Here is an 11,803-nt window from a genome sequence, read left to right as displayed (position 1 = left end):
CACGACGCGGCCGGCTCGCGCCACACCACCCCGCGGCCCCCCGCACTCACCGCTGCCGGCCCGGCGGCACTGCCCAGCACGCCGCCCTGCGCGCCGTCCTGCGCGCTCCACGCCGTGGACTCCGACAGCGCTCCCTCACACGCCCCTGTCCCCCTGCCCCCTGTGCCCCCACATGCCCTACGCCGCTGGTCCGGCGGCGTCGTACACCGCCGGACCACCCCTCCGCGCGCTCAAGAGGCCAGGATTCCAGCCCCGTCGGCGGCGTCCCGGCCCGAGCCACGACGCTGGGGACGGCAGGCGACGGCACGGGCCGGACGGAGCGTCGGCCCGGCCCGGCAGAGGAGGCACGAGTGGGGCCCGGCGGAGAAGCCGCGAGCCCGGCCCGGCAGAAGAGGCACGAGCCGGGCCCGGCGAAGGAGCCGCGAGCCCGGCCCCACCGCGCGAAGCAGCGGCCGGCGAGCCGGGGAAGGCACGGCCGTACCCCGACACGGGCCCCCCGCCACTCCCTAAAGCGGCGCCTTCCACACCACCCGCGTCCCTCCGCCCTCCTCGCCCAGCCCCGGCCCGCACACGCACGAACCCCCCAGCGACTCCGCCCGCTTGGCGAGGTTGCGCAGACCGCTGCGGCGGCCGCCTTCCGGGAGGCCGATGCCGTCGTCGGCGACGGTGAGGCGGACCGCGTCGCGGCCGTCCGGCAGCCGGGCCGTCGCGTCGACGACGACCTCGATGCGCGAGGCGTGCGCGTGCCGGAAGGCGTTGGACAGCGCTTCCCGCAGCGCGGCGATGAGGTTCTTGCCCGTGCCCTCGCCGACGAGCGCGTCCACCGGGCCGACGAAGTTCACGGACGGCTGGAAGCCCAGCGGGACGGCGGCCGTGCCGATCTCCCGGAGGACGCGGGTCCGCAGTCCGGCGGGCGCCTCGGCCGGGCCCTGCTGGAGGGCGAAGATCGCCGTCCGGATCTCCTGGATGGTCCGGTCCAGCTCGTCCACGGCCTGCCCGACGGTCGTCCGCACCTCCGGCACCACGGCCCTGCGCTGCGCGCTCTCCAGCAGCAGGCCGGTGGCGAACAGCCGCTGGATGACGAGATCGTGCAGGTCGCGGGCGATCCGATCGCGGTCCTCGTAGACGGCCAGCCGCTCCCGGTCGCGCTGCGCCTCGGCCAGGACGAGCGCGAGCGCGGCCTGGGCGGCGAACTGCGCGGCCAGCGTGCGTTCGGTGGCCGTGTACCGCCGGGCGCCCCGGCGGCGCGGGATGGCCAGGGTGCCGAGCACCCGCCCGCCGCTGCGCAGCGGCAGCAGCATGCTCGGGCCGAAGCGCGGCGCCACCGCCGTGATCATGCGGGGGTCGGTGGCGGAGTCGTCGATGAACACCGGCTCCCCGGCGAGGAGCTGGGACACCACAGGGCTATGCGGCGGCATCACCGTTCCCAGCAGCCCCGCCGGATCGTCGGCCGAGACGACCACTATCTCCAGGCCGCCCTCGCCGTCCGGCAGCAGCACGATCCCCGCGTCCGCCTCCGCCAGCCGGCGGGCCTGCTCGGCGACGACGGCGAGGGCGTCCTCCGCGTCGCCGCCGGAGAGCAGCGCGGTGGTGACGGCGACCGAGCCGTCGATCCAGCGCATCCGCTGCCGGCCCTGCTCATAGACCCGCGCGTTCCCGATCGCGATGCCCGCCTCCGTGGCGAGGATCTTCACCATGTGCAGGTCGGCGACGCCGAACGCGCCGCCCCCGAGCTTCCCGGCCAGGTAGAGGTTGCCGAACTCCTCACCCTGCACGCGAATCGGGACGCCGAGTACGTCGCCCGGCACGCCGTCCGCCACACCGTCCGCCGTCCGGCGGCCCGCGTGGCGCAGCAGGGCGTCGAGCACCTCGCGGTCGGCGGAGGGTTCGCCGTCGCGAACGTCCTGATCGGCGGTGTCCGCGTCGGGAACGCCGTAGGTGACGAAGTCGGCCAGGCCCTCGCCGGACGGGTCGGCCGCGCCGTTGACGGCGATGGCCGCGTAACGGGCACCGGCGAGCTCGGCGGCGGTCCGGGCGATCCGGTCGAGGGTGGAGTGCAGTTCCAGGCCCGTGCCCACCGACCGCATGGCCTCCAGCAGCTGCGGGACCCGGCCGGTGAGCTCGGTCGACATGCCCTGGAGGCCGCGGGTGGCCTCCGTGGCGACGGCCACCGGATCCATCGGCCCGAACGGGGGCGTCGGGTGCGGGGTGCCGATGGGTTCCTCAGGGGCGGGGTCCTCGGTGGCGGGCATAGGCAGAGCCTAATAAGTACCTTTTGCCAGGGAAAGCGGCGGATGCACCATGTCGTGCTCGGCCCGTTCCCGCTCCAGCATCGAACGGAACGTTCCGTTCGCCTCCGCCAGTTCCCGGTACGGGCCCCGCTCCACGATCCGGCCACCGTCCAGGACGATCACCTCGTCCACCGCCTCCAGCCCCGCCAGCCGGTGCGTGATCAGCACCGTGGTGCGGCCCTCCGTCGCCGCCAGCAGGTCGGCGGTGAGCGCGTCGGCCGTCGCCAGGTCGAGGTGCTCGGCCGGCTCGTCCAGCACCAGCACGGGGAAGTCGGCCAGCAGCGCCCGGGCCAGCGCCAGCCGCTGACGCTGGCCGCCGGAGAGCCGGGCACCGTGCTCGCCGACCGGCGTGTCGAGCCCCCGCGGCAGGGAGTCGACCCACTCCAGCAGGCGCGCGTCGGCCAGCGCCCGGCGCAGCCGCGCGTCGCTCGCGCCGGGGCGTGCGAGGCGCAGGTTCTCGCGGAGGGAGCTGTCGAAGATGTGTGCGTCCTGCGCGCACAACCCCACCAGCCGCCGCACCCCGTCGCCGTCCATCCGCGACGCGTCCCGGCCCGCGAGCGTGTACGTGCCGCCGTCGGCGTCCAGGAAGCGCAGCAACACCTGGGCGAGCGTCGTCTTGCCCGCCCCCGACCGGCCGACGACGGCCACCCGCCGCCCGGCGGTCAGCTCCAGGTCGACGCCCCGCAGCGCGGGGACCGGGCTGCCGGGGTACGCCGCGGTGAGCCCGGTCAGCCGCAGCGGGAACGGGGCCGGAGGGGCCGGTTCCGTTCCGTCGCGCACCGGCTCCGGCGCGTCCAGCACCTCGTACACCCGCTCCGCGGACCGGCGGACGCGCTGCCGGTGCTGTACGGCGAGCGGCAGCCCCGTCACCGCCTCGAACGCGGCGAGCGGCAGCAGGACGACGACGGCCAGCAGGACGCCGTCCAGCCGCCCGTCGTGCACGGCCGCCACACCCGCCCAGGCCGCGCCCGCCACGGTGAGTCCGCAGGCCAGGGCCGTCAGACCGGCACCGAGCGCGGTGGCGGTGGAGGCCCGGCGGGCGATGCCCGTGAGGACGCCGTCCGCCCTTCGCAGCCGCGCCAGCCGGGCGGGCAGGGCGCCCGCGACCGTCAGCTCGGCCGTACCGGACAGCAGGTCGACCACATGCGCGGACAACTCGCCGCGCGCCGGCGCCAGCCGCCGCTCCGCGCGGCGCGCCACGGCCGCCGACAGCAGCGGCACGGCGACCCCCGCGGCCAGCAGACCGGCGGCGAGCACCGCGCCCGCCTCCGGCAGCAGCCAGGCGGTGAGGCCCACGGAGGCCGCGCCGACGAGGACGGCCGAGCCGAGGGGCAGCAGCCAGCGCAGGAAGTAGTCCTGGAGCGCGTCCACGTCGGAGACCAGCCGGGACAGCAGATCGCCGCGGCGCACGTCCCGCAGCCCGGCGGGCGCCAGCCGCTCCAGCCGCCGGTAGACGGAGACCCGCAGACCGGCCAGGGCGCGCAGCACGGCGTCGTGCGAGACGAGGCGCTCCGCGTAGCGGAAGACGGAACGGCCGATGCCGAAGGTGCGGGTCGCGGTGACGGCGACCATCAGGTAGAGGACGGGCGGCTGTTGGGAGGCGCGCGAGATCAGCCAGCCGGAGACCGCCATCAGGCCGGTTGCGCTGCCGAGCGCCAGGCTGCCGAGGAGCAGGGCAAGGAGGAAGCGGGACCGGAAGGGGCGGCCTTCGGCTCGGACTCGGGTGAGGGGGGCGCCAGTTGGGGTGGTGACGAGTGTGGGGGCGGGGGCGGGGGCGGAGGGTTGAGGCGGGATCGAGGGAGGGGCGCGGAGACGTTCCCTCCCGGCTTTCCGCCGAAGGCAGGCTCCTCGCCGGAGGCAGGCACCTCGCCGAAGGCGGGTTTCTCGGCGGACGCCGGCCCGTCGTGCGCGACCAGACCCTCGTGCGCAGCCTGGCCCTCGCCCGCGACCAGGCCCTCGCGCGCGGCCTGGCGCCCCTGCGCGACCAAGCCCCCGTGCGCAGGCTGGCCTTCCCGCCCGGCGCGCCACTCGTTCTCGCCCTCCGGGCCCTCCCCCTCCGCGTCGTCGCGTTCCAGCCGCACCACCCGGTCCGCCACCGCCAACAGCGCGGGCCGGTGGACGACCAGGAGCACCGTCCGGCCGGCGGCGAGGCGGCGGACGGCCTCGACGACGGCCGCTTCCGTCTCGCCGTCGAGGTTCGCGGTCGGCTCGTCGAGGAGGAGGACGGGCCGGTCGGCGAGGAACGCCCGGGCCAGGGCGAGGCGTTGGCGCTGACCGGCCGACAGGCCGGCGCCGTCCTCGCCGAGGCGAGTGTCAGTGCCGTGGTGCAGCATGGAGACGAAGTCGAGGGCACCGGCCGCACGGAGTGCTTCGCGCACCTGTGCGTCGGTGGCGTCCGGCCGCGCCAGCCGGACGTTCTCGGCGACCGTGCCGGCGAAGAGATGAGGCCGTTGCGGGACCCAGGCCACCTGGTCCCGCCAGCTTTCGGGGGAGAGCGATGACAGATCCGTACCGCCGACCGACACCCGCCCGCTCGCGGGGCGGGCGAAGCCGAGGAGCACGTGCAGCAGGGTCGATTTGCCGACGCCGCTGGGGCCGGTCAGGGCCACCGTCTCCCCGGGCCGCACCTCGAACGAGGTCTCGGCCAGGGAGGGCCGCTCCCGGCCGGGGTGCCGGACCACCAGCCGGTCGACGGTGAGCACGGCGCCGCGGGCGTCGGGCGCGGGCCGGGTGCCCGCCGCGGGCGGCGCGGTCTCCAGTACGGCGAAGACCCGGTCCGCCGCGGCCAGACCCTCCGCCGCCGCGTGGTAGTGGGTACCCACCTGGCGTAGCGGGAGGTACGCCTCCGGGGCGAGGACGAGCACCAACAAGCCGGTGTAGAGGTCGAGTTCGCCGTGGACGAGCCGCATGCCGATGCCGACCGCGACGAGGGCGACCGAGAGGGTGGACAGCAGTTCCAGGGCGAAGGAGGAGAGGAAGGCGATGCGCAGGGTGCGCAGGGTCGCGCGCCGGTAGTCCGAGGTGATCGCGCGGATCGACGCGGCCTGGGCCTTGGCCCGGCCGAAGACCTTGAGGGTGGGGAGCCCGGCGACGACGTCGAGGAAGTGTCCGGAGAGCCGTTCCAGCAGGCGCCACTGGCGGTCCATCCGGGACTGGGTGACCCAGCCGATGAGGACCATGAACAGCGGGACGAGGGGGAGGGTGAGGACGATGATCAGGGCGGAGAGCCAGTCGGCGCCGGCGATACGGGCGACGACGGCGACGGGCACCACGGCCGCGAGGCCGAGCTGGGGGAGGTAGCGGGCGAAGTAGTCGTCCAGCGCGTCGACGCCCCGGGTGGCCAGGGTGGTCAGCTCGCCGGTGTTCACCGCGCCGGGGCCGAGCCGGGTGGCGTGGCCGAGCAGCCGGGTGCGCAGCCGGGACTTCACGGCGGCGCTCGCCCGGTGCGCGGCGAGCTCGGTGAGCCAGGCGACCAGGGCCCGGCCGGCCGCGGTCGCGGCCAGCAGGGCGAGGGGCACGGCCAGGTCGCCGGGCGAGCGGCCGTGCCGGAAGGCGCCCGTGACGGTCTCCGCGATCAGCATGGCCTGGGCGATGACCAGGCCCGCGCCGACGAGTCCGAGCAGCACGGAGGCGGCCAGGAAGCGGCGGGTGGCGGACGCGTGGCGGAGGAGGCGGGGGTCGACGGGCTTCATGGGCTGCCGGTCCTCTGGTGCTCTAGTGCGCCGCGGGGATGTGCTGGGTGCCGATCCGCTTGCGGAACACCCAGTACGTCCACGCCTGGTAGGCCACGACCACGGGCGTCATGAAGCCCGCGACCCAGGTCATGATCTTCAACGTGTAGGGGCTGGAGGCGGCGTTGGTGACGGTGAGGCTCCACCGGGCGTCGGTGGAGGAGGGCATGACGTCCGGGAAGAGGGCGAGGAAGATCATGGCGAAGGCGGCCACGACGGCCAGGCCGGACAGGGCGAACGCCCAGCCCTCCCGGCCGAGCCGGTTCATCACCAGCGCGGCGGCCAGGGCCGCGACGGCCACGACGAGCGCGGGCAGGCTGCGGCCGTTGCCCGACTCGGCCTGGGTCCAGGCCAGGAAGGCCACCGCGAGGGCACCCGCGGCCAGGCCGGACACACCGGCGAAGGCCCGCGCCCGCTGCCGGATGTCGCCGACCGTCTTCAGCGCCGCGAACAGCGCTCCGTGGAAGGTGAAGAGGACGAGCGTGAGGAGTCCGCCGAGCAGGGCGTAAGGGCTCAGCAGGTCGAGCGGGCCGCCCGAGTAGTTCTTGTCCGGGCCGATCGGCACGCCGCGCACGATGTCGGCGAAGGCGACACCCCAGAGGAAGGCGGGGATCAGCGAGCACCAGAAGATGGCGTGTTCCCAGTTGCGCTGCCAGCGCTCACCGGTGCGCTTGTGGCGGTACTCGAAGGCGACGCCGCGCACGATCAGGCAGACCAGGACGGCGAGCAGCGGCAGGTAGAAGCCGCTGAAGAGGGTGGCGTACCAGTCGGGGAAGGCCGCGAAGGTGGCGCCCGCCGCGGTGATCAGCCACACCTCGTTGGCGTCCCAGACGGGACCGATGGTGTTGATCAGGACGCGCCGTTCGGTGCGGTCCCTGGCCAGTGCCTTGGTGAGCACGCCGATGCCGAAGTCGAAGCCTTCGAGGAAGAAGTAGCCCGTCCACAGGACGGCGATCAGCAGGAACCAGAAGTCGTGGAGGTGCATGGTCGGTTCTCCGTTCTCCGCCGGCCGCGTCAGTAGGCGAAGGTCATCGGCTTGTCGGCTTCCTCGGCGGCCTCGGCCGCCGCCGCGGACCCGCCCGCGCCGGGGCCGCCCGGTCCACCGGGCCCGCCGGGTCCGCCGGGACCACCCGACGGGAACCGCAGCCGGGGGTCCTTGGCCGGGGGCTTCTCGTCCGTGTCGGGGCCGGCCTTGGCGTACTTGGTGAGGAGCTTGACCTCGACCACGGCGAGCACCGCGTACAGCGCGGTGAAGACCACCACGGAGGTGAGCACCTCGCCCTGGCCGACGCCCGGCGACACCGCGTCGCGGGTCTTCATCAGGCCGTAGACGGCCCAGGGCTGGCGGCCCATCTCGGTGAAGATCCAGCCGAAGGAGTTGGCGATCAGCGGGAAGCCCATGGTCAGGATGCCGATCCGCCAGGACCACTTGGTGAGGAAGGGGTTCATCTCGCGGTGCTTGGTGAGCATCAGCCGCGGGATCTCGTCCTCGCCCGAGCGGTACTCAGGCGCCAGCCAGAACTTCTTGCGCGTGGTCCAGAGCCCGACGAGACCGGCGACGAAGGACGTCATCCCGAACCCGATCATGAGGCGGAAGCCCCAGAAGGTCATGAAGATGCTGGGGATGTAGTCGTCCGGACTGCCGCCGTAGAGGGCCGCCTCCTTGGCGGCGGTGTCCTTGATGCCGGGGACGGTCTCGGTGAAGTTGTTGTGGGCGAGGAAGGAGAGCAGGCCGGGAACCTCGATCTCGACGCTGTTGTGCCCCTTGGACACGTCGCCGACCGCGAAGACCGAGAAGGGCGCGGGCGACTGGCTCTCCCACAGGGCCTCGGCGGCGGCCATCTTCATCGGCTGCTGCTCGAACATGACCTTGCCCAGCTCGTCACCGCTGATCGCGGTGCCCATGCCGGCGATCACCGCGACGACCAGGCCGACGCGGAGCGAGGTGAGCATCGCGGGGAGCTGCTTCCGCTGCTTCTCCCCCAGCTCCTCGCCCTTGATCCGCCGGCGCTTGGCGCGCCACAGGTGGAAGGAGGAGATGCCGACGATGAAGGCGGCACCGGTGAGGAACGCGGCGGTCAGGGTGTGGAAGACCACCACCAGGGTGGTGTTCTGGGTGAGCACGGCCCAGATGTCGGTGAGCCGCGCCTTCCCGGTCGCCTTGTCGACCGCGTAGCCGATGGGGTGCTGCATCCAGGAGTTGGCGGCCAGGATGAAGTACGACGACAGGACCGTGCCGAGGGCGACGATCCAGATGCAGGCGCAGTGGATCTTCTTGGGCAGCTTGTCCCAGCCGAAGATCCACAGTCCGATGAAGGTGGACTCGAAGAAGAACGCCAGCAGCGCCTCCATCGCGAGCGGCGCCCCGAAGACGTCACCGACGAAGCGGGAGTAGTCCGACCAGTTCATGCCGAACTGGAACTCCTGCACGATGCCGGTGACCACCCCCATCGCGATGTTGATCAGGAAGAGCTTCCCCCAGAACTTGGTGGCGTGGAAGTACTTCTCCTTGCCCGTACGGACCCAGGCCGTCTCCAGACCCGCGGTGATCGCCGCCAGGCTGATCGTGAGAGGGACGAAGAGGAAGTGATAGACGGTCGTGATGCCGAACTGCCAGCGCGCCAGCGTCTCCGGCGCCAGAGCCAGGTTCACTCGGTCCCTCCTTGCGTCTTGCCTCACCGGCACCCCGTACCGGCGCTTCACCGACGCTCCCCGCCGGCGTTTCGCCCTGTTATGACCGGGTGAAAGGCCACATAAAGGGCGAGCTTGTGAACGCGTTCACATTCACAAGCAATTATGGCGCATGAGATTTTCGGACAAGCAGCGGGGTACCCCTTTCGGCTCTTGCGATCGGCGGACGGGGCTCTCGTCGCCCTCGGCGCCGGACGCGCGAAAGCGCCGCGCCCCCTCTCCAGGGGTGCGCGGCGCTTTCGCCTGCCGAGCGCGGCCGTCGCCCGGAGCGACGTCTCCTTGCGGCTAGAGCGACATTTCCTTGCGGAACTCCCCGGCCACCCGCAGGAAGATCGTGTTGGCGTCGGTCTCGCCGATCGTGATCCGGACCCCGTCCGGCGCGAACGGCCGCACGATCACGCCCGCCCGCTCACAGGCCGCCGCGAACGCCTCGGTGTGCTCGCCAAGCCGCAGCCAGACGAAGTTCGCCTGGGTGTCCGTCAGCGGCCACCCCTGCGCCAGCAGCCCCTCGACCACCCGGGTCCGCTCGGCCACCAGCGCGTCCACCCGCTCCCACAGCTCCTTCTCGCTGCGCAGCGAGAGGACGGCGGCCTCCTGCGCCACCTGCAGCACGCCGAACGGCACCGCGGTCTTCCGGAGCGCCGCCGCGACCGGCTCGTGCGCGATGGCGAAGCCGACCCGCAGCCCGGCCAGCCCGTACGCCTTCGAGAAGGTCCGGAGCACGCAGACGTTGGGGCGGGTCCGGTAGAGGTCGATGCCGTTGGGCACGTCCGCGTCCCGGATGAACTCGATGTACGCCTCGTCCAGCACGACCAGGACGTCGGAGGGCACGCGGTCCAGGAAGGCTTCCAGCTCCGCGGTGCGCACCACCGTGCCGGTGGGGTTGTTGGGGTTGCAGACGAAGATCAGCCGGGTCCGCTCGGTGATCGCGGCGGCCATGGCGTCCAGGTCGTGCCGGTCGTCCGCGGTCAGCGGCACCGGCACCGGGGTGGCGCCGGCCACCTGGACGACGATCGGGTACGCCTCGAACGAGCGCCAGGGGAAGATCACTTCGTCGCCGGGGCCGGCGGTGGCCTGAACGAGCTGCTGGGCGACGCCGACGGAGCCGGTGCCGGTCGCCAGGTGGGAGAGCGGCACGTCGAAGCGGTCCGAGAGCTCGGCCATCAGCCCGGCGCAGGCCATGTCCGGGTAGCGGTTGAGCTGCCCGACAGCCGCCACCGCGCCCTCCAGCACACCGGGCAGCGGCGGGTACGGGTTCTCGTTGGCGGACAGCTTGTAGGCGACCGGTCCGTTCTTGGCGGCCGGGCGGCCGGGCTTGTAGGTGGGGACGTCGTCCAGGGCCGGACGCAGCCTGGGGGTCTTCTCGGTCACCGCGGGTCCTCCTCCGCATCCCGTGCGCTCCGGCCACCCGGGAATCCGCACTCGTCAGCACACGTGGGCACGGGGGCGTGTGACCCGGCGCACAGGCCGGCAGCGCCCACGTGGCACCGCCGCGTGCACGTGAATACTGCACACCTTATGAGGATTGCCCCGGGTGGCGTCCAGAGTTCCGGGCGCGCCAGTCCGATGAGCGTGCGCCGTGGCGAGCGCCCTGGCGCGCATCCCCCGTGAAGGTGAGTTGAGACCTCTTCGAGACCTGGCACCTTCATCAGACGTAGATATGCCAGGGGCCAACGGTTCACTGCAAGCCGGGACAACTGCCTGTACTTCCATGGTCATTGAGCATGTTCCGGCATGCAGAAACGTACCTGTCAACTCCAAAATGTGGGGCCCCGGCCGGGCACCGGCCGAGCCCTACTATCGGCTCGCCATGACAGCAGCAGGGAAGCACCAGGTGAGCCGGACGGAGACCACCCGGCGAGGCACCCGGCAGGGGCGGGCGGGCATCCGTGATGTGGCCGCCGCCGCCGGTGTCTCGATCACGACCGTCTCCGACGCGCTCAACGGCAAGGGCCGGCTGCCGGACGCGACCCGCCGCCACGTCCGCGAGGTGGCCGACCGGCTCGGCTACCGGCCGTCCGCGGCCGCCCGCACCCTCCGCACGGGCAAATCGGGCCTCATCGGCCTGACCGTGACCACCTACGGGGATGAACCTTTCACCTTCACCGAGTTCGCCTACTTCGCCGAGATGGCCAGGGCCGCCACCTCCGCCGCGCTCGCCCGCGGCTACGCCCTGGTGATCCTCCCGGCGACGTCGCGGCACGACGTCTGGTCCAACGTGGCCCTGGACGGCACGGTGGTGATCGACCCCTCCGACCACGACCCCGTCGTCTCGGAACTGGTCCGGCAGGGCATCCCCGTCGTCTCCGACGGCCGCCCCGCCGGCACGCTCCCCGTGACGGCCTGGGTGGACAACGACCACGAGCAGGCCGTCCTGGGCATCCTGGACCACCTCGCCGCCGCCGGCGCCCGCCGCATCGGGCTGCTCACCGGCACGTCCACCGACACGTACACCCGCCTCTCCACCCACGCCTACCTGGACTGGTGCGAGCGGAGCGGACAGGACCCGGTGTACGAGGAGTACCCCGCGCACGACCCGTGCGCCGGCGCGGTCGCGGCCGACCGGCTGCTCGCCCGCCCGGACCGCCCCGACGCGGTGTACGGCCTCTTCGACCCCAACGGCACCGACCTGCTGGCCGCCGCCCGCCGCTACGGCCTGCGCGTCCCCGACGACCTGCTGCTCGTCTGCTGCAGCGAGTCCACGGTCTACGCCACCACCGAGCCGCCGATCACCACCCTGTCGCTCAAGCCGCGGCGGATCGGCACGGCGGTGGTGCAGTTGCTGATCGACGCGATCGAGGGGCTGGACCACGGGCGGCCGGTGGAGCAGGTCATATCCACCGAACTGATCATCCGCACCTCGTCGGAGCGCCGGCCGCCGCGCGGCACGGTGGGCGCGCCGCGGGGGGCGGGCGGGGGTGAATCCGCCTGCGGCGGGCTGCGCCCCGGTCTCTCCCCTTCGCCGTTTCCTGGGGCTGCGCCCCCAGACCCCGCTTGTCGCGGCTTCGCCGCTCGTCCTCGCGGAGCGCGGTTTCGGGGGTGCGGGGGCGCAGCCCCCGCAAGAAACGGAGAAAGGGAGGGACCGGGGGG

5 protein-coding genes and 2 pseudogenes are annotated in these 11,803 nt (G+C 73.2%); 1 reads left to right on the top strand and 6 read right to left on the bottom strand.

Annotated elements, in window-relative coordinates; translation table 11 throughout:
• Positions 1-506: 506 nt before the first annotated feature.
• From ACQEVS_RS17555 to hisC, 6 genes and pseudogenes are all read right to left on the bottom strand, one after another.
• The gene (locus tag ACQEVS_RS17555) at positions 507-2,180 is read right to left on the bottom strand and encodes a sensor histidine kinase (RefSeq protein WP_433027650.1); all 1,674 of its coding nucleotides are present in this window, start codon (positions 2,178-2,180) and stop codon (positions 507-509) included.
• An 81-nt stretch (positions 2,181-2,261) separates the two neighbouring features.
• Positions 2,262-4,022 (bottom strand): annotated as a pseudogene (cydC, locus tag ACQEVS_RS17550) (thiol reductant ABC exporter subunit CydC); the annotation flags it as partial.
• Positions 3,923-5,983 carry a thiol reductant ABC exporter subunit CydD gene (gene cydD / locus ACQEVS_RS17545; RefSeq protein ID WP_433021465.1) on the bottom strand — a complete coding sequence of 687 codons (2,061 nt, stop codon included), beginning with the start codon at positions 5,981-5,983 and terminating at the stop codon, positions 3,923-3,925. The pseudogene cydC and the gene cydD, both read right to left, overlap by 100 nt.
• A gap of 22 nt (positions 5,984-6,005) precedes the next feature.
• Positions 6,006-7,007: a cytochrome d ubiquinol oxidase subunit II gene (gene cydB / locus ACQEVS_RS17540; RefSeq protein ID WP_433021463.1), complete on the bottom strand. Its 1,002-nt coding sequence runs from the start codon at positions 7,005-7,007 to the stop codon at positions 6,006-6,008.
• Between the two features lie 29 nt (positions 7,008-7,036).
• Positions 7,037-8,674, bottom strand: a complete 1,638-nt coding sequence (locus ACQEVS_RS17535; RefSeq protein WP_433021461.1) for a cytochrome ubiquinol oxidase subunit I — start codon at positions 8,672-8,674, stop codon at positions 7,037-7,039.
• Between the two features lie 324 nt (positions 8,675-8,998).
• On the bottom strand, positions 8,999-10,084 hold the full coding sequence (gene hisC / locus ACQEVS_RS17530) for a histidinol-phosphate transaminase (RefSeq protein WP_433021459.1): 1,086 nt from the start codon (positions 10,082-10,084) through the stop codon (positions 8,999-9,001).
• A 439-nt stretch (positions 10,085-10,523) separates the two neighbouring features.
• Here hisC and ACQEVS_RS17525 point away from each other — a divergent pair.
• Positions 10,524-11,618 (top strand): annotated as a pseudogene (locus tag ACQEVS_RS17525) (LacI family DNA-binding transcriptional regulator); the annotation flags it as partial.
• Positions 11,619-11,803 lie beyond the last annotated feature (185 nt).

It is taken from the genome of Streptomyces sp. CA-181903, from assembly GCF_050937075.1.
Lineage (GTDB): Bacteria > Actinomycetota > Actinomycetes > Streptomycetales > Streptomycetaceae > Streptomyces.
This window is presented reverse-complemented; position numbering and strand designations above follow the sequence as displayed.